Annotated in this window: 16 protein-coding genes and 1 tRNA gene; 12 read left to right on the top strand and 5 right to left on the bottom strand. The window is 62.4% G+C overall.

Annotated elements, in window-relative coordinates; translation table 11 throughout:
* Positions 1 to 246 precede the first annotated feature (246 nt).
* Both FIV42_RS17355 and FIV42_RS17350 read left to right on the top strand, forming a co-directional pair.
* Complete coding sequence (locus FIV42_RS17355; RefSeq protein WP_141198912.1) at positions 247 to 2,421, top strand: prolyl oligopeptidase family serine peptidase; 2,175 nt, start codon at positions 247 to 249, stop codon at positions 2,419 to 2,421.
* A gap of 178 nt (positions 2,422 to 2,599) precedes the next feature.
* Positions 2,600 to 3,238, top strand: a complete 639-nt coding sequence (locus FIV42_RS17350) for a cob(I)yrinic acid a,c-diamide adenosyltransferase (RefSeq protein ID WP_141198911.1) — start codon at positions 2,600 to 2,602, stop codon at positions 3,236 to 3,238.
* Here the strand turns inward: FIV42_RS17350 and glmU are convergent.
* From glmU to FIV42_RS17335, 3 genes are all read right to left on the bottom strand, one after another.
* Positions 3,235 to 4,644: a bifunctional UDP-N-acetylglucosamine diphosphorylase/glucosamine-1-phosphate N-acetyltransferase GlmU gene (gene glmU, locus FIV42_RS17345; RefSeq protein ID WP_141198910.1), complete on the bottom strand. Its 1,410-nt coding sequence runs from the start codon at positions 4,642 to 4,644 to the stop codon at positions 3,235 to 3,237. The genes FIV42_RS17350 and glmU overlap by 4 nt on opposite strands.
* A gap of 336 nt (positions 4,645 to 4,980) precedes the next feature.
* Positions 4,981 to 6,249, bottom strand: a complete 1,269-nt coding sequence (gene add / locus FIV42_RS17340) for an adenosine deaminase (RefSeq protein ID WP_141198909.1) — start codon at positions 6,247 to 6,249, stop codon at positions 4,981 to 4,983.
* Positions 6,250 to 6,470: 221 nt separating this feature from the next.
* Positions 6,471 to 7,166 carry a rhomboid family intramembrane serine protease gene (locus tag FIV42_RS17335; protein ID WP_141198908.1) on the bottom strand — a complete coding sequence of 232 codons (696 nt, stop codon included), beginning with the start codon at positions 7,164 to 7,166 and terminating at the stop codon, positions 6,471 to 6,473.
* A 157-nt stretch (positions 7,167 to 7,323) separates the two neighbouring features.
* Here FIV42_RS17335 and FIV42_RS30200 point away from each other — a divergent pair, with 157 nt between their 5' ends.
* Both FIV42_RS30200 and FIV42_RS17325 read left to right on the top strand, forming a co-directional pair.
* Positions 7,324 to 9,759 (top strand): hypothetical protein, encoded by a 2,436-nt coding sequence (locus FIV42_RS30200; protein WP_168210726.1) that lies wholly within the window; start codon positions 7,324 to 7,326, stop codon positions 9,757 to 9,759.
* A 214-nt stretch (positions 9,760 to 9,973) separates the two neighbouring features.
* A complete protein-coding gene (locus tag FIV42_RS17325) occupies positions 9,974 to 11,899 on the top strand; it encodes an ArnT family glycosyltransferase (protein ID WP_246099100.1) in 1,926 nt (641 codons plus the stop codon).
* Here FIV42_RS17325 and FIV42_RS17320 read toward each other — a convergent pair.
* Entirely contained in the window at positions 11,891 to 12,316 is a 426-nt protein-coding gene (locus FIV42_RS17320; protein ID WP_141198906.1) for an NUDIX hydrolase, read from the bottom strand. The genes FIV42_RS17325 and FIV42_RS17320 overlap by 9 nt on opposite strands.
* A 394-nt stretch (positions 12,317 to 12,710) precedes the next feature.
* Between FIV42_RS17320 and FIV42_RS17315 the strand changes: the two genes are divergently transcribed.
* From FIV42_RS17315 to FIV42_RS17280, 8 genes are all read left to right on the top strand, one after another.
* Positions 12,711 to 13,250 (top strand): four helix bundle protein, encoded by a 540-nt coding sequence (locus tag FIV42_RS17315; RefSeq protein WP_222615260.1) that lies wholly within the window; start codon positions 12,711 to 12,713, stop codon positions 13,248 to 13,250.
* Between the two features lie 267 nt (positions 13,251 to 13,517).
* Entirely contained in the window at positions 13,518 to 15,734 is a 2,217-nt protein-coding gene (gene recD2 / locus FIV42_RS17310; protein WP_222615259.1) for an SF1B family DNA helicase RecD2, read from the top strand.
* A gap of 230 nt (positions 15,735 to 15,964) precedes the next feature.
* Entirely contained in the window at positions 15,965 to 16,708 is a 744-nt protein-coding gene (locus tag FIV42_RS17305) for a hypothetical protein (protein ID WP_141198905.1), read from the top strand.
* 76 nt (positions 16,709 to 16,784) lie between these two features.
* Positions 16,785 to 18,590: an AMP-dependent synthetase/ligase gene (locus tag FIV42_RS17300; protein WP_141198904.1), complete on the top strand. Its 1,806-nt coding sequence runs from the start codon at positions 16,785 to 16,787 to the stop codon at positions 18,588 to 18,590.
* Between the two features lie 122 nt (positions 18,591 to 18,712).
* The gene (locus FIV42_RS17295; RefSeq protein ID WP_141198903.1) at positions 18,713 to 19,132 is read left to right on the top strand and encodes a CBS domain-containing protein; all 420 of its coding nucleotides are present in this window, start codon (positions 18,713 to 18,715) and stop codon (positions 19,130 to 19,132) included.
* 239 nt (positions 19,133 to 19,371) lie between these two features.
* Positions 19,372 to 19,457 (top strand) — tRNA-Leu (locus FIV42_RS17290).
* A gap of 276 nt (positions 19,458 to 19,733) precedes the next feature.
* The gene (locus tag FIV42_RS17285) at positions 19,734 to 20,849 is read left to right on the top strand and encodes a two-component system sensor histidine kinase NtrB (protein WP_141198902.1); all 1,116 of its coding nucleotides are present in this window, start codon (positions 19,734 to 19,736) and stop codon (positions 20,847 to 20,849) included.
* A 131-nt stretch (positions 20,850 to 20,980) separates the two neighbouring features.
* Positions 20,981 to 21,421: a PA2169 family four-helix-bundle protein gene (locus tag FIV42_RS17280; RefSeq protein WP_141198901.1), complete on the top strand. Its 441-nt coding sequence runs from the start codon at positions 20,981 to 20,983 to the stop codon at positions 21,419 to 21,421.
* A 3-nt stretch (positions 21,422 to 21,424) separates the two neighbouring features.
* Here FIV42_RS17280 and FIV42_RS17275 read toward each other — a convergent pair whose 3' ends face one another.
* Positions 21,425 to 21,691, bottom strand: coding sequence for a GIY-YIG nuclease family protein (locus tag FIV42_RS17275; RefSeq protein ID WP_222615258.1), 267 nt, complete (start codon positions 21,689 to 21,691; stop codon positions 21,425 to 21,427).
* Between the last annotated feature and the right edge of the window lie 13 nt (positions 21,692 to 21,704).

Raw genomic sequence — 21,704 nt, 5'->3', positions numbered from 1 at the left:
CGAAGGCCCCAGTTGAAGAACGTCCCACGCCACCTGAACTGCCTGGCAACTCGCCTCGAGCCCTAACTGTCGTCGGACGTGCAAGGCCGCCGAACTGCAAGCCCGAAGGGCGTTAACTCCGATTTGATAGCCCCCTGCGTAGGCATAGCCGGAGCTGGGGGTGGGTGTCACGAATCTAGACATGTCGCGTCTCCTCGATTAACCCTAACCCATCGAAAACCCGACTCCTTTCGCCCAAGACAACGCATGCGCCCCGTCAAACTCACCGCCCTCGCCTTGCTGCTCGCCGTCGCCGCCTCTTGCTCGAGCACACCCTCGACGCGCGACAATGGGGCCGAGCAGACCAAGAAAGAGAAAACCAAAACCTTCGACTACCCCGACACCGAGCGTCAGGACGTCGTCGAGGAGATCTTCGGCCAGACCGTGAGCGACCCGTACCGCTGGCTCGAAGACGCCTCGAGCGACAAGGTCCAGAGCTGGATGGAGGCGCAGGACGACTTCGCGCGCGACTACCTCGATGACTTACCCGGGCGCGACAAGCTCGCCGAGCGCTTCGAGGAGCTCTTCTACGTGGACGCGCTGTACGCGCCGAGCGTGCGAGGGGGGCGCTACTTCTACCGGCGCCGCCACGCCGACAAGGAGAAGGCGGTCTTCTATTGGAAGGAGAGCGCCGAGGGCGAAGAGAAGGTCCTGCTCGACCCGAACACGATGAGCGAGGACGGCAGCCTGTCGATCGGCGGGGTGTACGTGGCCTGGGACGGCAAGACCGTGGCTTACAAGGCCCAGGAGAACAACGCCGACGAGGCGACGCTGTACGTCATGGACGTCGACACCGGCGAGGTGAGCGACGTCGACGTCATCGAGGGGGCGAAATACGCCTACCCGTCGTGGACGCCGGACAGCAAAGGCTTTTACTACACCTACCTGCCCACCGACGCGAGCATCCCGGTCGACGAGCGCCCCGGCCATGCCGAGGTGCGCTACCACGAGCTGGGCACGAAGCAGGCGCAAGACAAGCTCGTGCGCGAGAAGACCGGCGATGCGCGCTCGTTTCTGGGCGTCGACCTGTCGCGCGACGGCCGCTGGCTGCTCGCCTACGTCTGGCACGGCTGGGACCGCGCGGACGTCTACTACCAGGACCTGAAGGCCGACAAACCTGAATGGACGCCGCTGGTGACCGGCACCGAGTACAGCTACGAGGTGCACGTGTGGGAGGACCACTTCTACATCTTCACCGACGAGAAGGCGCCCAACTGGCGGCTGATGAAGGTCTCGGCGGAGAACCCGGCGCGTGAGAACTGGACCGAGCTCATCGCCCAGGACGACGAGCGCGTGCTCGACGAGGTCCAGATTCGCGGCGGGCATCTCGTGCTGAGCTATCTGGAGAACGCCCACAGCGCCATGGATATCCGCAAGCTCGACGGCACGTTCGTGCGCAAGGTCGAGCTGCCGACCATCGGGGCGAGCTTCGGCATGAAGGGCGACCCGGACCGCGACGAGGCGTACTACTCGTTCATGTCGTTCACCACGCCGCGCCAGATCTACAAGACCTCCATCAAAACCGGCGAGACCGAGCTGTGGGAGAAGGTCGAGCTTCCCATCGATCCCGAACCCTACAAGGTCGACCAGGTCTGGTACGAGTCGAAGGACGGCACCAAAGTCTCGATGTTCATCGTCCACCGCAAGGATATCGAGTTCGACGGCTCGACGCCGCTGCTGCTGTACGGATACGGCGGCTTCAACGTCAACATGCGCCCCTACTTTCGCTCGAGCATCTACCCGTGGCTCGAAGCCGGCGGCGCCTACGCCGTGCCCAACCTGCGCGGCGGCGGCGAGTACGGCGAAGAGTGGCACCGCGACGGCATGCTCGACAAAAAACAGAACACCTTCGACGACTTCATCGCCGCCGCCGAGTACCTCATCGAGAAGGGCTACACGAGCCCCCAGAAGCTCGCCGTCGCCGGCGGCTCGAACGGCGGCCTGCTCGTGGGCGCGGTCATGACCCAGCGCCCCGAACTGTACGGCGCGGTCGTCTGCGCGGTCCCGCTACTCGACATGGTCCGCTACCACAAATTCGGCAGCGGCAAGACCTGGATGCTCGAGTACGGCGACCCGTCCAAAAAAGAGGACTTCGAGTACCTGTACGACTACTCACCGTACCACCACGTCAAAGAGGGCACCGACTACCCGGCGCTGCTGATGCTGGCGGCCGACAGCGACGATCGCGTCGACCCGATGCACGCGCGCAAGTTCACCGCGCGGGTCCAATACGCGACTTCTTCGCACCAGCCGGCGATTATGCGCATCGAAAAGAATGCGGGGCATGGTGGTGGTGATATGGTCAAAAAGTACGTCGACAAGTATGCCGACCAGTATGCCTTCCTCATGAAGCAACTGGGCGTCACGTCGAGTGGTCGATGAGCAGGAGAGTGGTTCAGTGGAACAGTGGTTTCTTGATTGAGCGAATTCGCCCGGTCGAGAAGTTCCAGCAAAGCGGTCTCATCGGCTGTGGCGCCGCGAGTTGGATACCCACTACAGCCAAGAAACCACTCGACCACTCCAACCACTCAACCATTTGGATGAATCAAAGGAGTGTAAGATGAGCGAAAGAGATAAAAAATTCGAAGATCCCCAACTAGCCATCAACCGCGTCTACACCCGCAAGGGCGACAGCGGCCAGACGAGCCTGGTCGGCGGCCAGCGCGTGCCGAAGACCGCCGCGCGCATCGACTCGTACGGCACCGTCGACGAGCTCAACGCCATCATCGGCATGTGTCGCCAGACGCTCATCGACGAGCACGGCGACAACGACGCCTTCGACGAGTTGGCGCACACGCTGCTGCGCGTGCAGCACGAGTTGTTCAACCTGGGGAGTATTCTGGCGACGCTGCCGGAGGATATCGGCGAGAAGATGCCGCGCGTCGACGAGACCGACGTGGCTGCGCTCGAGGCGAGCATCGACAAGATGAACGAGGAGCTGCCGGAGCTTCGCTCGTTCGTGCTGCCCGGCGGCTCGCGGCTGAACGCCGAGCTGCACCTGGGGCGCACGGTCTGCCGCCGCGCCGAGCGCAAGACGGTGGCGCTGGCCGAGACCGAGGAGGTCGACCCGAACGCCATCGCGTACCTGAACCGTCTGAGTGATGCGTTGTTCGTGTGGAGCCGCTGGGCGGCGGTGAAGGGAAGCGGGGCCGACGAGGTCCTGTGGGATCCGAACCTGTCGGCCGGTAGCTCCGCTTAACCCTCCTCTTCTTCCTTCTTACGCACCCAACCGTCGAAGTTCTTCTGACGACCGCGCGCAATCGCGAGCGACTCGTCGGGGACTTCGTCGGTGATCACGCTGCCGGCGCCGATATACGCCTTTTTGCCGAGCTTGGCGGGCGCGACGATGGCGGTGTTCGAGCCGATGAACGACCCCTCGCCGACCTCGGTGCGGTGCTTCTTCTTGCCGTCGTAGTTGCAGGTGATCGTGCCTGCGCCCACGTTGGTGCCTTTGCCCAGGTGCGCGTCGCCCAAGTAGCTCAAGTGGCCGGCTTTGACGCCGTCCTCGAACTTCGACTTTTTGACCTCGACGAAGTTTCCGACCTTACAGTCCTTGCCGATGTCGGACCCGGGCCGAAGGTGGGCGAACGGGCCCAGCGCGGTGCCGCTGTCGACGCGGGCGAGCGTCAGGTAGCAGTTGGCTTTGACGTGGACGTTCGCGGCGAGTTGGCAGTCTGTGATGACCGAGCCGTTCTCGACCACGGTGCCCGAGCCGATGCGCGTCTGGCCCTTGAGGTGCACGCCCGGATACAGCGTGACGTCGGTGCCTAGCTGCACGTCGGGCTCGATGTAGGTGGCGTCGGGGTCGATGAAGGTGACGCCCTCGTCCATCCATTTTTGGTTGATGCGCTTTTGGGCAAAACGCGTCGCCTCGGCGAGGTCTCGACGCGTGTTGACGCCCTGGATGAGCCCGATGTCGTCGATGATCCAGCCGTGGACGCCCGCGTGATTCGCGGCGACGGCGATCAGGTCGGTCAGATAGTACTCGCCTTGGGCGTTGTCGGCCGGCCCCTCGCAGATCTCGGGCAGGTACCGCGCCAGAAACTCGGTCTCGACCGCGTAGAATCCGGCGTTGATCTCGTCGACCTGGCGCTGCTTTTCGGTGGCATCCTTGTACTCGATGACGCCGGTGACCTCGCCGTCGGGGTTGCGCAGCACGCGCCCGTAGTGCGCCGGGTCGTCGAGCTTGGCGGTCATCATGCCCAGCGGATACATCGAGTTGGCCGTCTTCGTGACGAAGTCGCCGAGTGCCTCGGCGTTCATGTTGGGCACGTCGCCCGACAGGATCGCGGTGTACTCGGGCGCCGCGTCGAAGTAATCGCGCGCGGCGTACACCGCGTGGGCGGTGCCGAGCTGGTTCTCCTGCACGGCGAACTCGATCCGCTCGGAGTCGCGATGCTCCTCGAGCCACGACTGGACCTGCTCACGCCCGTAGCCGAGCACCACGACCACCCGCTCGGCGCCCGCCTCGAGGGCGGCGTCGACCGCATAGGCGACCATCGGCTTTCCCAACACCTCGTGGAGAACCTTCGGCTGCTCCGACTTGAGGCGCGTGCCCTTGCCCGCGGCCATGATCACTGCCTGAAAACTCGTCTTGTTATCCATTTTGGATCACCCAATTCGAATCACTTGTGAGACTGCGAACGGCGATTTTCACCACGGGGAGCACGGAGACACGGGGAATACGCAGATTAAATGTCTTTCCCCCGTGTCCCGTGCTCCCCGTGGTAAATTCTCTGCTGCAAACGTCTATTTTCACCACGGAGGACACAGCGACACGGGGACTACATAACTAAATGCCTTTCCCCGTGTCCCCGTGCTCCCCGTGGTAAATTCTCTGCTGCAAACGTCTATTTTCACCACGGAGGACACAGCGACACGGGGACTACATAACTAAATGCCTTTCCCCGTGTCCCCGTGCTCCCCGTGGTGAATCAACCGTTACGAAGCTTTCTCGTCTTCAGTCACCTCGCTGACCTCTTCGACGCTCGAGGCGGCGTTCAGGTCGTACTCGGCATCTTCGGGCGTCACACCGCTGCGGCCCGAATACGGGTCGAGCTCGACCTGCGGCTTGGTTGCGTCGGCCGAGGCCTTCTGGATGGCGATCTCCTGGGCCACGCGCGGATCTTGCACGGCCTTGGCGCCCTGGCTCTCTTCGAACTCGGCGACGAGCTTGTCGAACTCGGCGCAGGCGCGGGCGGTGACGGTGCGCTTTTTGCGGTACGGCATGAACGAGGACTTGAACCCGGCGATCATCAGCTTGCGCAGGTCGCCGATATTCAGGTCGTAGTGCTCCACGCAGCGCCAGATCTCCTCGGTCATCGTCGTGTCGGTGACCAGGCGGTTGTCGGTGTTGATCGTCACGCGCAGCCCGTACGACAGGTAGAACGGCAGCGGGTGGCTCTCGAAGCTCTCGCAGGCGCGGGTCTGCACGTTCGACGTCGGGCACATCTCCAGCGGGATGCGGTGGTCATTGACGTAGTTGAGCAGGTCGCCGTCCTCGCGAAGGCGAACGCCGTGGCCGATGCGGTGCGCGCCGCACATGTGAATCGCCTGGTGTACGCTCTCGGGGCCGTAGGCCTCGCCGGCGTGGATGGTCAGATTCACGTTGTTGTTGCGGATCAGGTAGAACGCGTCGCGGTGGTCTTTGGGCGGGTTATTCGCCTCGGCGCCGGCCAGGTCGAAGCCGACGACGCCTTTGTTCTTGAAGGCGACACACAGCTCGGCGAGCCGCAGCGACGACTCGGGGGTGATGTGGCGGATGCCGCAGATGATCTGGCCGCTCATCAATCCGTACTGGCGCTTGGCTTCGCGCAGGCCCTCGCCGACGGCTTCGACGATGACCGGAAAGCTCAAGCCCTGCTCGGTGTGAAGCAGCGGCGAGTAGCGCACTTCCATGTACTTGACGCCCTCTTTGGCGGCGTCTTCGCCCAGCTCGAAGGCCGCGCGGTACAGCGCCTCTTCGGTCTGCAGCACGCTCAACGTCACGTCGAACGCCTTGAGGTAGTCAGTCAGGTCCTTGCACACCTCGCCCATATGAATCGCCTTGGCGAGCTTCTCGGGGGTGTCCGCCCCGTTGGGCAGCTTGACGCCCTGCTCTTCGGCGAGTTCGAGGATCGTCTCCAGGCGAAGGCTTCCATCTAGGTGCACGTGCAAATCCGTCTTGGGCATACGCTCGACGAATTCGCGAGTAATCTCGAGTTTTTCCATATTCTTGACGTCCGATGCTAAAGGTGTGGTCGTTCGCAGGATATTTGGCGCAGTGTAGGAACGGGAGCGGGTGCAATCAAGTGCAGGAAGTAAAAGAGCCAATAAGCGAAAGAGCTAAAGAGCAACAGCGGCGCACGTAACTCATTTACTTTTTCGCTACTTTTGCTCTCTTGCTTTTTTGCTCTTTTGCTCTCTTGCTTTTTTGCTCTTTGGCTCTTTTGCTAGTTAACCCATTTACCGTTCCTTTTGCGGTCGACCTCCCTCGTCGCTTCGCGGAATTTCTTCTTCATCGAGCGCCGACGCCACCACTGCTTGATGCGTCGCGGGCGCCAATAATCGGTCGCCAGCAGCAAGCCGGTGACCATGCCGCCCAGGTGGCCGGCGATGCTGATCGGCTCGCGGGCAAAGACCACAAAGAAGATGTCCAGGACCACGAAGAACAGCAGTAAGGTCTTGCCGGTCATCGGCAGGAAGAAGAAGTTGAGGCTGCGGTCCCAGTTGTACCAGCAATACGCGGCCACCAGTCCCATGACCGCCCCCGAGTAGCCCAGGGTGGGCGCCACGGTGCCGAAGACGAGTTGGCTGAGCACCACGGCGATACCGCCGCCCAGCGCGCTCAGCAGGCTGACCGTCCAGAACTTCTTGGTGCTCCACATCTCGTCGAGGTAGCCGCCGAACATCCACAGGGCGAACGAGTTGAACAAGATGTGATTGAAGTCGGCGTGGAAAAAGGCGTAGGTGATGATCGTCCACACGTAGCCCCAGTCGAATACGTGCACCTTCGAGGTCCACAGGTACTGCCTCGCCACGTCATTGAACGCGGGGACGAAGACGGTGACCAAGAAGAGCGCGACCAGGCCGAAGATCGAGATCTTGATATTCTTGGTGAACGGGGGCCAGGCAACTTGATATTGCATACCTTTCTCACAGCTCGATTTGCGGGCAATTGCCAGACGGACTCTTACCACAATAGTAGAAACGTGTCGGGGGCTGTCGAATATTCGCGACTTGCATCGTGACAGGGTTTGCGATGAGATCCGCGCCGATCAACCCAGTGTCTCTCGACTGTACTGCATGGCCAGCTTCAAACATCTTCTCGACCGCGTCCGCGACCGGCTCCATCTCGACCAACCCGGTCGAGCGAAGCGGTGGGCGAGCGACTCTTTATTCTGGGGGCTTCTCGCAGGAGCGACCCTGGCGGTGATCTATCCGCTCTGGCTGGGCCCGATGCCCCCGCTGACCGACTTTGGCGGCCACGCGGCGATGGCCGACGTGTGGGCGCGCTACGACGAGGTCGCGCTGTACCGCGAGATGTTCGTGCTCAACGACGGCCTGGTGCCCAACACGCTGCCGTCTCGGTTTGCCAGCCTCCTCTACCCGCTGCTCGAGCCGCTGGCCTCGTTGCGACTGTTCACCAGCTTGATGATGGCCGCCACCGTCGGCGCGCTGGTGTGGATGGCGCGCGTGTTCGACCGATCGCGCTGGCTCGTCTTTCTGTGCGTGCCGTTTTTGTGGCACACCGGCCTGCATTGGGGGATGATCAACTACGTCGCCGTCATCCCGTTCTTCTTCGCCGCGCTCGCCGCCGCGCGCAAAGCCGGCCAGACCAGCGACTGGCGGTGGAGCGTGGCGCTGGGGGCGATTTGCCTGGCGAGCTTCTTCGCCCATGGCTTGGGCTGCGTGTTTACCATCGGTGCGGCTGCGTTCGTGCTCTTCTTCTCGCTGGCTCGCCCTCGCGACGCCGTGCACCTGCTCGCCTTCGTGCCCGCCGTCGCCCTTTGGGTGTACTGGAACGCCACGATGCAGAACGCCAGCGGCATGCCCTCGGGAGGTATCGGCGAGATGCTGGCGCGCCACGCGCGCTGGAACACACCGATGGGCAAAGTCCAGGGGTTCGTTGACCACGCCATCAACGCCACCTCGACCGAGGTCGAGGTGGAGGTTCTCGCCATCCTGTTCGGCGTTTGGCTGGTGTGGATGGGCGTGTCTCGAGGCGTCGATGTCCCGTCGTTCGAAGCGCCCCAAAACGCACGGGGAGTGCTCGAGAAGCTGCGTCAGGCGCTGCTTCGCGTGTATGAAGAAGGAAAGCGACACACGCTGCTCCTGGTGGTGGTTTGTCTGGGCATCGCCATCGCGATCTTTCCCTCACACATCCACCAGACCAACATCGACACGCGCGTGGTGCCGCTATTCGTCATGTGCGCCGCCCTGCTGCCCCGGCTGCCGCACCACAGTTGGCTGGCGGGCCTCGCCGGAGTCGTCGCCGTGGCGATGCCGTTTTGGTTTGGTCCGTTTATCGCTCAAAACGTCGAGCAATTTGCGCGGGACGAGTTTGGGCCCATCCTCGAGCTCACCGAGCATATCCCGCCCCAATCGCGCGTCGAGTGCGCCCAGATTCGCGGCTACAACGAGACGCGCTTTCACGGCAGCGCCCTGAACCACAACTGCCCGGGCCTGGTCCAGATGCGCACCCAGAGCTTTGGCGGGTTTCATTTTCCGGCCACCGGCTTCAACCCCATCAAGTTTCGCCCCGGCGAAAACTACGCCGACCTGCACCACACCGGCTTCGACGACGTCGCGCGGCTGCAGGCATGGGACTTCATCATCACCGACGAAGAGAAGCGCATCCCGCACGACGGCCTCGTCTCACTCGTCGACACCGCCACAGCCGGGGGCGAGCAGAAACAGGACGAGCAGAAACAGGACGAGCAGAAACAGGACGAGCAGATCCAGACCTGGCACCTGTACCGAGTCCACGACTTCGACCGGCCCACGACGCACTCGGCCATGGCCGGCGGCTACGGCGGCTTTCCCTTCGAGTGGTTCTGCCCGGAAGGCCAGGCACTCTCGAAGCTCGAAATCCGCCACGGAGAGGACAAAGAGCACATCGGCGAGCTTCGCCCGCACTGCCGCAAGGCGCGGGTCAACCGAACGAGCGCCCGCCTGACCACCGGTGGCACCGCCGGCCCCCGACTAGCAACGCCGGGCAAAGAGTCCGGGCGCGAGCACCTGCAATGCGACTCGGGCAAATTTGCGGCGGGCGTCTACGGAAGGGCAGACACGCTCGTCGAGAAGCTCGGCTTGATCTGCGCCCATGCGTCTCGCAAGCGCGCCAAAGACGCGGACTGGAAGGTACGCGACGTCAGTCGAACCTCCGCGGTCGGTGACGACCAAGGCAAGGCCGCTGACGACCAAGGCAAGGCCGCTGACGACCAAGGCAAGGCCGCTGACGACCAAGGCAAGGCCGCTGACGACCAAGACAAGGCCGCTGACGACCAAGGCAAGGCCGCTGACGACCAAGGTAAGGCGTTCGAGCTTCGCTGCCCCGAGGGAAGCGTCATCCAAGGGATCACCGGCAGAAACGGCGACAAGCTCGACGCTATCGGCATCGAGTGCGTGGAGCTCGATCGACTCGACGAAAGCGCCGACAAGAAAGCCACCGAGAAAAAGAGCACTAAAGAGAAAAACCCTTCGAAAAAGAAAGCCCCCAAAAAAGATCACGATAGATAGATCGAGCATTTGAAATGCGAGACGAAGTTCGGCAACGTCACCTCGCCTGCTTTAGTCTCACCCAACTAGCTTCTGTCTCACCTAAATAGTTTGAGCCTCAACCAGCCAGGGGGACTGTCACGCCACCATGACGAATTCACCGCAGCGAGATCGTCCGTCTCTGCAGTCGCGTCGACCTTTCACCCACCGATCGTGGTGGCTACTCTTGGCCATTGTGCTGATGGGCGTCGGTATCCGCTGCTACCAGCTCACCGAGCCGGGCATCACCGACTTTCACGCTTGGCGTCAGGCCGACACCGCCGCGTTCACCCACGGCTACCTCGACGAGACGCTCAACCCGTTCCACCCGACCGTCGATCGCTACCCGTGCGAGCTCCAAGGAGAGCCCTTTGGTCTCGTCGAGGCCGAGCTTCCGGTCGTCGGCTGGCTCGCCGCGTTGCCTCTGGCCGCCCTGGGCGTCGACTTTCCGCCCGCGTGGTACCTGCGCGCCATCTCGCTCCTCTTCTTCGCGCTGACCTGCTTGTACCTGTACCTGATGGTGCTTCGCCTGGGCGGCGAGGAATCCGAGGCCTTGCTGGCGGTGGCCGCCCTCTGTCTGCTGCCGCTGTCGATCTACTTTACCCGAACCATCCAGCCCGACGGCCCGTCGCTGTTCTTCGGGATCGCCTTTCTGTACCACCTGTTGGTCTGGCTCGAAGACGATCGGCTCGCCGACGCGGTGCTCAGCGGGGTCTTTGCCACCCTCGTGCTGTTGCTCAAGCTGTCCAACGGCTTCCTGGTATTTCCGGCGCTGTATCTCTTCATCAGCCGCAAAGGACTCGTCGGAGCGCTGCGCACGCCCCAATACTGGCTCTGGGGAGTGGCGATCCTCGTGCCGGTCGCCGCCTGGTCGCTCTACGCCCACGACTTTCCGTGGACCTTCGGCATCTGGGGGAACCGCTCGGGTAGCAAGTTCACCGACTGGCAGATCTTTAGCGATCCAGCCACCTGGCGAAAGCTCTCCGAGCGCCTCGTCTTCGACATCCTGACCTGGAGCGGTCTGATGCTCGCCGTCGTCGGCGCGACCCGCGCTCGAGGGCGCGAGGTCGTCCGCTTCGCGGCGGTGTGGGCCATCGCGTTCATCTTGTTTGTGTGTGCGACACTTCGAGGAAACGAGACGCATATCTACTACCAATTGCCGATCGTGGTGCCCGCCTCGATCCTCATCGGGGTCGGCGCACGAATCCTGTGGCGCGCGGGCCATGCCGGTCGCGCTGCCACGGCTGTCGCGCTGGTCGTCTATGCGGTCACCAGCTACCACATTCTGCTCGGACCGACCCGCGGCTGGGAGAACGGCTACTTCAACGACGACGTCCCCGCCGACATCCAGGAGGCGAGCCGACTGGTGCGCAAAAACCTCGCCCCGGGCGAGAAGTTCGTCAGCACCTCGCGCCATCCGGCGCTCTTCTTCAACGCCCGGCACCGCGGCTGGTTTTATGATGGCGAAGCGGTGCCAGGCTTCATCGCGTGCACCGACGAAGAGGCGCCCTACGTCCTGTGGACCAAAGACGACCGACGTCGCGCCACGAAAATGATGCGCCGCGACAAGACGCTGCAAAGCCAGCTCGTCGAGGTCGAGCGGGGGAAGCACTACTCGCTATGGAAGGTCGAGCAAGATAGCGACGTGATTTACCTTCGCGCCGTGGGAGGCAAGGGAGGCTCGGCATTTGTATGGGAGTGTCCAGAAGGCCAGGCGATCGCCGGCCTGAATATCCACCGCGCCAGGGACGGTGAGGTCGTGGGTGCGCTTCAAGCATCGTGCGCGCCGGTTGGCGACCAACAGCGCCAGCAACAACCGCGTCAACAAGGCACGGTGGGACCTTGGAAGGGGAAGCACCGCTCAGCCGACGGCCCCGACGAGCTTCGATGCCCCGAAGGAGAACTCGCCGTCGGCCTCGAGGGTCACGCCGAAGGGCTGATCGAGCATCTCGAGCCGACATGCAGCCCAACTGCGAATCGCCCCTCTAAATCGACGGGCGAAACAAGCTTTCGGCTACGATGTCCGCCCGGAAGCGTGCTCACTGGTATCCACGGTCAAGCCGGGCTCTACGTCGACGGAGTTGGCGGCATCTGTGCGCCGCCCGAAGCTCCCTCAGAATAGCTTTTCGGGCACCGCCGGCTCCAACCCGCGCGGCATCGACGGGGCGCGAAACCCCGACAACTCCAAAAGCGGGATGATCCGGCGCAGGTCCATGACCGTGCCCAGGCCGAGCAACTCGCGCGGCATGACCCAGCGCGCGTCGATGCACTCGCGCGGCCTGAGCTTCATGTCCCCGCGCCCGTTGTTCAGCGAGCACAAAAAGTACCAGGCCGACTCGAACTTGGCGATCGGTCGCTTGACCGTCACCCGAAGCCCGGTCTCCTCGAAAGCCTCGCGCACGCAGGCCACCTCCGGCCACTCATCTTTCCAGATGGTGCCACCCGGCGGGCACCACTGCCCGCCGCGGCCCAAATCGAGAGCCCGCCTTACGAACAGAAGCTGCCCGTCATCCTCTATCAACGCCCATGCAGACGCCATCGGTGATCCTCGCTGCCTTGCCGTTCTCTATTTATTCTCGCCTGAGTATAGGTACAGGCGGAAGCTTGGGAAATTCTATCCAAAGATACAACGGGATTATCGTCCGCGGGATTCCCGAATGGTTTGGGATCGGGGGGAGAGCCGTGCCGTTGGCGGAGCGGGGCCTTGGCCCCTGCGGAGCCCAGCACCCGCGGCCGCGCCCCCGCCCCGTCGTTTCACTGCAATGAGGTCGGTTTGCCTGTTGGTCCCAATCGACCCAATTCGTGCATCCGGAGCGGAGTCGTAGTTCTGCACGCCCTGCAGGTTGAACTACGGGGCGCGGTCGCGGGCGAGGGCGCGGTCGCGGGATGTTGCCGGCTCTGACAACGCTTGTGGATGGCAAACAGAGATCCGGATGGAACGCACCGCCGAAGAAGAGCACCGTAAGAAACTGAAAACACGAGACAATTCAAACCACCGGCGACGCTCGCTGAAAAAAATATCAGCCAGATCACGCAACAAATCTGCGATTTTGCCGAAAACCAATACGAGGGGGAGACGATATCCACCTACTACTCAACGTACTGGAGGCTATAAAATGTTAGGTCACGAGAAGCTCGAAGTTTACGGTGTTGCCCTGGAGTTCTTTGCACTGACATCCGGAACCTTGGAAGCAATCCCGCGAGGGCACAGTAAGCTGAAGGATCAGCTCGACCGAGCATCGACCTCGATCATGCTGAACATTGCGGAAGGCGCCGGAAAGCGGTTGCCTGCCGACAAGGCCAACTTCTACACGATTGCCCGCGGGTCGGCGTTCGAATCTGCGGCCGTCTACGACGCGCTGCAGGTGCGACGACTGATCAGCGATCATGACCACGAACAGGGTAAATGGTTGCTCAAGCGAGTTGTGTCGATGTTGAATAGCATGATTCTCAATCGAGTCGCCCAACAATAATCCGGGTGGAGCACAGCTGCGACCACGTCCCGTTGTCCTGTACCCGCGCCCACGCCCGCGACCGCGCCCCCGCCCCGTCGTTTCACTGCAATGAGGTCGATTTGGCTGTTGGTCCCAATCGTCCTTAGTCGTGCATCCGCAGCGGAGTCGCAGTTCTGCACGCCTTTCAGGTTGAACTACGGGGGCGCGGTCGCGGGCGGGGGCGCGGTCGCGGGCTAGCCCAACCGTCGGTTGCTCGCCAACCGCCCGGCAATTACCATCGGGGCTATGACTCGATCACGCGACATCGCTGCCCGCTCTTCCGAGACGCAGGCATCAGAAATGATCAAGGGCACGCTCAGCAAGATTCGCTTCGAGAGCGACAACGGCGAGTTCGCGGTGTGCGAACTCGAGATGTCGAGCGGGCGCAAGGTCACCATCGTGGGCAATATCATGTCTTCGCGCCCCGGCGAGACCGTCGAGGTCAACGGGCAATGGCAGAACGACGCGCGCTACGGGCGCCAATTCGCCATCGACGCGATCCGGCCGGTGCCGCCGACGACTCGCGAGGGCATCGAGAAATATCTTTCGAGCGGGTTCGTCGAGGGGATTGGGCCGGTGCTCGCCGAGCGCATCGTCGACCACTTCGGCGAGGATACGCTCGATCTGCTCGACGAGAATCCGGAGCGGATCACCGAGGTCGACGGCATCGGCAAGGTGCGCGCGAAGCGCATCATGAGCGCGTGGGCCGAGCAGCGCCAGGTGCGCTCGGTGATGGTTTTTTTGCAGTCGCACGGCGTCTCGCCGGGTTTTGCGGTCAAGATCTGGAAGCAGTACGCCGAGCGCTCCATCCGGATCGTGCGCGAGAATCCCTACAAGCTCGCCGAGGATATCCACGGCATCGGCTTCAAGACTGCGGACGCCATTGCGCTCGAGGCGGGCCTGGAGAAGGACTCGCTGGCGCGTCTTCGCGCGGGGCTCTTGTACTGCCTTCGCGAGGCCCACTCCGACGGCCACATGTACCTGCCGCTCGGCGAGCTCAAGCACCGCGCGGTCGAGATCTTGGGCGTGCCCGACGATATGCTCGGCGCGGCGGTGGCCGACCTCGCCCAGGACGAGCGCATCGTGACCGAGCCTCTGGGCGACGGACGCCCGCCGGCGGTGTTTCGCGCCCCAGCCTACCGCGCCGAGCTGGGCGCGGCGCGCCACCTGGGCCAGCTCGTGCGCGCCGAGCACTGGCTGACCTTCTCGGACCTCGACGACAAGCTCGCCGACATCGAGCGCAGCATGGGCGTCGAGCTCGCGCGTGCCCAAAAGCAGGCCGCGCTGGCGATTTTCGAGCACAAGACGGTCGTCGTGACCGGCGGGCCGGGCACGGGCAAGACGACGATCATCCGGGCGGTCGTCACGCTGGCCGAGCAGCTCGACCGTCACGTCAAGCTGGCCGCGCCGACAGGCCGCGCCGCCAAGCGCATGAACGAAGCGACCGGCCGCGACGCGAGCACAGTGCACCGGCTGCTCGAGTTCACGCCCAAAGAAGGCGGCTTCAAGTACAACGAGGAGCGCCCCCTCGACGTCGATCTGCTGATCGTCGACGAGGCGTCGATGATCGACACCTATCTGCTCCACGCGATCGTACGCGCCCTGCCCGAGTCGACCGCGCTGTTGTTGGTCGGCGACGTCGACCAGCTCCCGAGCGTCGGGCCGGGCAACGTGCTCGGCGACATCATCGACAGCGACACCGTCGAGGTCGTGCGCCTGACCGAGGTCTTTCGCCAGGCCGAGCAGTCGGCGATCGTCACCAACGCCCACCGCATCAACGCCGGCCAGATGCCCGTGGTGCCCCAGCGCAAGGCCGGCGAGCTCGTCGACTTCTACACCATCGCCGCGAAGAGCCCACAGGAGGCGCAGGAAAAGATCATCGAGCTCGTCAGCGACCGCGTGCCCAACGCCTTCGGCTACGACCCCATCGACGAGGTCCAGATCTTGTCGCCCATGCACAAAGGCGACGTGGGCTGCTCGGCGCTCAACCGAAAGCTGCAGGCGCGCTTCAACCCCGGCGCCGACGCTCTCGAGCGCGGCTCGAAGAAGTGGAAGGTCGGCGACAAGGTCATGCAGATCCGCAACAACTACGAGCTCGAGGTCTTCAACGGCGACATCGGCCAGATCTCGCTCATCAACCGCGACGACGACACCGTCTGGGTCAACTTCGACGGCCGCCGCGTCACCTACGACTTTACCGACCTCGACGAGCTGGTGCTCGCCTACGCCATCACCGTGCACAAGAGCCAGGGCAGCGAGTACGCCGCGGTGATCCTGCCGGTGCTCACCCAGCATTATGTCATGTTGCAGAGAAACCTTTTGTACACGGCGGTCACCCGCGCTAAGAAGCTCGTCGTCGTCGTCGGCAGCGAAAAAGCGGTCGGCATCGCCGTGCGCAACAACCGCTCGCAGCTACGCTACACGCGCCTCGACGAGCGCCTGCGCGAGATCGCCCGTAAGTGATCGTGATGCGAAGACCCCTAGCTTGGCGAAAGTGCTCGGCGAGCCCAAATTTGGAGAGTAAGTGATTCAGGTTCGCAGCGCCTGCTACATAAGCAATTAAGGACATAGGGGTTGCGAGTTGCCACACCTGGTCGATTCGCAGCCCTCATGTCCTTAGATGCCTATGTAGATGGCGCCCCAACTTCTGCAAGGCCACCGCCTTCGAGAGAAACAACCAAACGCCGTAACAAATGAGCCATTCTCCCCAAAACCCCAGCTTTTTCGACACCATCCAGGTCTACTTTCTGGAAGTGACCGGCCGGGGCATTATGTTCGGCGGTCGGGATTTGGAGCTGTTGAGCCAGTGGCGCGACGAAGGCGCCAGCGCCAAGGTGATCTGTCGCGGCATCAAAGAGGCCATCGACAGTATGGGAGAGGAGGACCCGCCGCGAAATATCTACGCGTGCCGCGGCCATATCGAAGCGGCCATCGAGAGCGCGCGCGACCGCTCGGCCGGCGCCCATGGCGGATACGCCCCGCCGTCGCAAACCAGCAGGCCGTCGGGAGCCAATCATCCGTCACAGTCGAACCCGCCCAGCGAGTCGACCGACCAGGCGCCCACCCAATCGTCGGGCAACGCCTACTCCAGCCTCTTCGAAGAAGCGCTGGCCAATATCGAGCGCGCCGGCAAAAATTGTGACCAAGAGCAGATCCGTCAGGTCTACCGCGAGGCGTGGCGCGAGATCAAAACGCTGGTCGACGCCAGCCAGGTCGACGATCCGTTCTCGGAACTCGCCGCCATCGAAGACGCGCTGGTCGACGGGTATTTTCGCGCCCTCGACCGTGCCGAACAGGACCGCATCGAAGACGCCATCAGCGAACAGAACCGCGTCGACCTCGCCATCATGAGCCCCGAGGCTCGTCGCGAGCACCTCGCCGCACGTCGGCGCAAGCTGCTCATCCGCGAATATGGCTTCGTGCCACTGATTGACTGACGCACGCCTCTTTACTCTCCCACCCGATATGGATTAAAACTAGGACCTCACCAAAACCGAAACATCGGAGGTCACCGTGGCCCGCGATTCGATTGTCGACCGCTTTCTCGACAACAGCGAGAAGCATGCCGGAAAGCCCGCCGCCTGGGCGAATCTTGACGGAAAGTGGAAGTACATCAACTGGGCGAACTACGCCAAGAAGTGCCGTTTGTTCGCTGGCGGGCTCGTCGCCCGGGGCATCGAGCCCCACCAACACATCACCATCATCGGCAACAACTGCCCCGAGTGGGTCATGGCCGACATGGGCGCGATGATGGCTCGCTGCGTGCCGGTGGGCATCTACCAGACCAACTCGCCGTCGGAGGTCGCCTATATCGCCGACCACTGCGAGTCGAAGGTGATGGTGCTCGAGGACAAAGAGCAGTGGGAAAAAGTCGACAAGGCGCGCGACGAGATGCCCAACTTGGAGCATCTGGTGATGATCCGCGACGCCGACCAGGTCGACGACGAGATGGTCGTCTCCTTCGACGACTTCTTGGAGAGCGGCCGCGAACACCTCGACGACGTCGACGAGCGCATCTCGGGCATCGAGATGGATGAAGTCGCCACCATGATCTACACCAGCGGTACCACCTCCAAGCCCAAAGGGGTGATGCTCACCCACGACAACCTGGCGTTCACCGCCGGCTCCGCCCAGAAGATGATCGGCGGCATGGAGCCCGACGACTGCCTGGTAAGTTATCTGCCGCTGTCGCATATCGCCGAGCAGATGTTCACCATCCACCTGGCGGCGACGTTTGGCTACCCGATTTGGTTCTGCGACGACATCGCCAAGGTCAAAGAGACCATCGAGGTCGCCCGCCCCACCGTATTCTTCGGGGTGCCCCGGGTGTGGGAAAAGTTCAAATCGGCGCTCGAAAACAAGCTCGCCGAGGCCACGGGCGCCAAGGCCAAGCTGGTCGACTGGGCGCGCGGCGTGGGCGTCAAAGCAGCCTACCAGCAGATCGAGCATGGCGACGTGCGAGGCGCGCTCAAGATCCAGTACGCGCTGGCCAACAAGCTGGTGTTCAGCAAGCTCAAGGGCAAGCTCGGCTTCGACCGGCTGCGCATGGCGGTGAGCGCGGCGGCGCCCATCGGCCTCGACGTGCTCGAGTTCTTCGCCAGCTTCGACATCATCATCCGCGAGATCTACGGCCAATCCGAGGATACCGGCCCGACCACCGCCAACCGGCCAATGCCCGGCCAGACCAAGCTCGGCACCGTCGGCCTGCCCATCCCCGACGTCGACGTCAAGATCGCCGAGGACGGCGAGATCTTGGTCAAGGGCCGCAACGTCTTCAAGGGCTACTACAAGAACGAAGACGCCACCAACGAGACGCTGACCGACGGCTGGCTGCACTCGGGCGACATCGGCCAGTTCGACAAGGACGGCTTCCTTCGCATCACCGGGCGCAAAAAGGAGATCATCATCACCGCCGGCGGCAAGAATATCGCCCCGGCCAAGATCGAGAGCCTCCTCAAAAAGATCGACGGCATCGGCCAGGCGGTCGTCATCGGCGACCGGCGCAAGTTCCTGTCGGCGCTGCTGACCATCGACGCCGAACGCGGCCCGGCCATGGCCGAGGAGAAGGGCTGGCCGACCGATCCGGACGAGCTGGTCGACCACCCCGAGTTCCGCGAGTACATCGACCGCGAGGTCGAGGCGGCCAACAACGAATTGGCCCGCGTCTCCACCGTCAAAAAGTGGGTCGTGCTGCCCCAGGACTTCTCTCAGGAGACCGACGAGCTCACGCCCACTCAAAAGATCAAGCGACGCGTCGTCGAGTCGAAGTATGCGGACGAGATCGAGGGGATGTATAGCGGAGGGAAGGCTGCGGAGTAGACAGACCCGCGCCAACCGCCGAATTACGCAAATCGCGCCTTGAAGCTCAGCCTCGATGGTTTAGCTTAGCAGTGCGCTACAATTTCCGATTTTGACCAAATACTGTCTCACAGGAGTCTGCCGTGAACGTCGAAGAAATCATGACCCCGAACCCGGAGCGCGTCTACGTCACCGATACGATCTCGGATGCGATCACCAAACTCTTCGAGATGGACGTGCGCCACCTGCCGGTGGTCAACGAAAATGATGAGCTGCTCGGCATGCTCAGTGACCGCGACCTGCGCAGCTTCTCGCTGCCGTTCTCGACCGGCGTCGACAGCAGCGACGCCGAAAACCAGCGCTCGGCCGCCCCGGTCAGCGACGTCATGCAGGGCGACGTCATCTCGGTGGGCACCGACGCCGAGCTCAGCGAGGTCATCGCGCTGATGATCGATCACAAAGTCGGCGCCATCCCCGTGGTCGACTCGCTCGAAGGCGGCCTGGTCGGCATCGTCAGCTACATCGACGTGCTGCGCCTTGCCGAAGACGAATTCAGCTTCTAAACAGCTGAAGACAGACCCAGAGGGCGCAGAGGGTTTCACTGATTCCTTTTGCGCCCTTTGCCGTTCATCCCACCGCTGGAATATCGGTGTCAGGCCACCAGTTAATGGGGTCCGATGGCGCCCGACGAAGGGTTTGACACAAGATGAAAAAAATTGTGTTGACACCCACTTCGGTTGTCACTATAAAACGCCTCCCGCCCGGCCCTTCTAGGGAAAATAAACGGGCAGGAAACAGCCACGCGGAAGTGGCGGAATTGGTAGACGCGCCAGACTAAGGATCTGGTGGGGATAATACCCCGTGGAGGTTCGAGTCCTCTCTTCCGCACTGAGCTAAAAATCGAAAAGGCCTCGCCATATGGCGAGGCTTTTTTCGTTTCTTGTTGTCACATCGGCTTGACTGCCTCCGTCTCGTCGTCTCTCTCGGTGGAGTTGCTCTCCCCGTGCCCGAATCATTCAGCGCTCCTCGAACGAGTGCGCTCCCAGTGCCTCCGAGCGCCAAGCACGGCCTGCCCCGCGGTTGTCCGAGCACGAGTAGGAGTTAAATTCCGACAGAGCCAACCGCTCGCCCCGTCGTCTCAACTCTTGGCAAGTCGGGAGCCTCATGGCCGACGAACGCCCCAGACTCGATGAAATCGTCAGCAGCTTTCGGGAGTTTTTCGAGGCCGCACCAATCGGCATGAAAGTTCTCAACGCGAACAACGAGCTACTGTACACAAACACGACGTTCCAGCAGATGGTTGGCTACTCGGAAGATGAACTACGCCAAATGACTCAGGCCGAGATGGTCCACAGCGCCGATCTGTATCGGTTCCACTCGCGTTTTGACAAGCTGGTCGCCGGGGAGTTGAAGTACAACGAGACCGAAATCCGCCACCGGCACAAAGAGGGCTTCTGGGTCTGGACCTCCATCGCCGATGTGCCGCTGGCGACTGACTCGCTCGGCGAGACGCTGGTACTCGAGCAAGTGGTCGATATCTCTCGGCGCCAAGAGATCGAGCGCATGCTCGTTCGAGCGGATACGGATGCCACGTTGGGCAAGATGGTGCGCGGCATCGCACACGACCTCAATAATCTGGTTCAGGCGCTCGAGTTGAACCTCGACGTGATCGGCGAGACTGCACAGGACGAGGCCACATCGAAGCATCTTCACAAAGCACATATGCTTCTCGATCGGGGCTCTCAGTTCGCCCAAAGTCTCATGGAGTTCGGCAGGAGTGGTGAAGAGGAGGCCGAGGAAGTCGACGTCAATGAACAGCTCTGCCACATGCAAGACTTCATCGACTACATCCTCCCACCGGACATCGAGGTCAACTACGAACTCGACGAAGACGTACCGGTCATTCGAGCGGTTCCGATCCAATTCGACCAGATCATAATGAACCTTCTGGTCAACGCTCGCGACGCCATTCAGAAGCAGCAAGCGTCGGGAACGATCACCATCATGACGAGCCGCCAGAGCGTTGGTCCTGAGGAAATCGAGGATTTAGAAGCCGACGAATATGCCTATATCGAGGTCCGCGACACCGGAGCTGGCATCGATCCAGAAACCCGCGAGCAACTCTTCGAGCCATTCTTCTCGACGAAGCAACAAAAAGGACACGGACTCGGTCTATCGACTGTCTATGGGATCGTCAGCAACGGACGCGGATATGTCAGCGTGGAGTCGACGCCTGGTAAAGGGGCGACTTTCGGGGTCTATCTTCCTCGCGCGAAGTGAGCACCTTCCACGCGCCAACCGCCCTCTCTCGCCACTCGCCGTCCGAACTCGACCTTGAGCGCGAAGTATTCGCGGTTACAGATCTTAGCGCGTATTCGAAGCAAGATAGCCCTATTCAAAGCGAGGAGAAAATGTCTGCAACCAACGAAGAGATGGCACGCCAACTCAAGCGCCTGGCCCGCTACAACAAAGACGCGGCCGGCAGCTTCGACACCGCCGCACAGAAAGTCGACAAGACCGAGTACAGCACGCTCTTTCGCAAGTACGAGCGCGAGCACTCCCAATTTGCCAATGATCTCGAGACCCAGGCGAACACGCTCGCCGGACGAGTCGAGGAGGCCGAGGAGACCTCGCTGGGTAAGATCTACCAGGGTTGGATGAAGCTCAAGTCGGCGCTCAGTGAAGACGACCTCGAGAGCATGCTCGAGGAGACCCAGCGCATGGAAGGCGCGCTCATCGACCAGTATGAGGACGCGATGCAGACCGACTGGACGCCCGAGATCCAGCAGAAGATCGCCGACCAGTTTGCCACGTTGAAGCAGGCGCGCACGGATCTGCAGAAGCGTCACTGAGCGCTACTCGGCCGCCGCACGCTCTTCGACCCGCCGCAGCTTCTGCCGGCGGGTCAACTGTTTGAAGTGCCACTCGGCGCTCGCCGCGTCCGAGCGCGACTCGTAGGTCCACGAGGCGACCAACTCGACCGGACGCCGGCAGCGCGTGTATTTGGCCCCCTTGGCCGTATGATTGTGCTCGTGAAGGCGCCGCTCGAGATCCGTGGTGATGCCGGTGTAGAGCGTTTCGTCGACGCACTCGAGGACGTACAGATACCATTCCGAAGACACTTCGCCACTCCTT

Origin of the sequence: Persicimonas caeni (assembly GCF_006517175.1) — a bacterium.
Classification (GTDB): Bacteria; Myxococcota_A; Bradymonadia; order Bradymonadales; family Bradymonadaceae; genus Persicimonas; species Persicimonas caeni.
Note: the sequence above shows the minus strand (reverse complement) of the source record. Positions and strands in the feature narration are given on the sequence as shown.

What these genes read in the sequence shown, in the direction of transcription:
- FIV42_RS30200 (WP_168210726.1), top strand. Translation starts at nt 7,324, where the DNA reads ATGGCCAGCTTCAAACATCTTCTCGACCGCGTCCGCGACCGGCTCCAT.
- FIV42_RS17285 (WP_141198902.1), top strand. Translation starts at nt 19,734, where the DNA reads ATGGCCGACGAACGCCCCAGACTCGATGAAATCGTCAGCAGCTTTCGG.
- recD2 (WP_222615259.1), top strand. Translation starts at nt 13,518, where the DNA reads ATGACTCGATCACGCGACATCGCTGCCCGCTCTTCCGAGACGCAGGCA.
- FIV42_RS17350 (WP_141198911.1), top strand. Translation starts at nt 2,600, where the DNA reads ATGAGCGAAAGAGATAAAAAATTCGAAGATCCCCAACTAGCCATCAAC.
- FIV42_RS17305 (WP_141198905.1), top strand. Translation starts at nt 15,965, where the DNA reads ATGAGCCATTCTCCCCAAAACCCCAGCTTTTTCGACACCATCCAGGTC.
- FIV42_RS17315 (WP_222615260.1), top strand. Translation starts at nt 12,711, where the DNA reads ATGGAACGCACCGCCGAAGAAGAGCACCGTAAGAAACTGAAAACACGA.
- FIV42_RS17335 (WP_141198908.1), bottom strand. Translation starts at nt 7,166, where the DNA reads ATGCAATATCAAGTTGCCTGGCCCCCGTTCACCAAGAATATCAAGATC.
- FIV42_RS17355 (WP_141198912.1), top strand. Translation starts at nt 247, where the DNA reads ATGCGCCCCGTCAAACTCACCGCCCTCGCCTTGCTGCTCGCCGTCGCC.
- add (WP_141198909.1), bottom strand. Translation starts at nt 6,249, where the DNA reads ATGGAAAAACTCGAGATTACTCGCGAATTCGTCGAGCGTATGCCCAAG.
- FIV42_RS17320 (WP_141198906.1), bottom strand. Translation starts at nt 12,316, where the DNA reads ATGGCGTCTGCATGGGCGTTGATAGAGGATGACGGGCAGCTTCTGTTC.
- FIV42_RS17280 (WP_141198901.1), top strand. Translation starts at nt 20,981, where the DNA reads ATGTCTGCAACCAACGAAGAGATGGCACGCCAACTCAAGCGCCTGGCC.
- glmU (WP_141198910.1), bottom strand. Translation starts at nt 4,644, where the DNA reads ATGGATAACAAGACGAGTTTTCAGGCAGTGATCATGGCCGCGGGCAAG.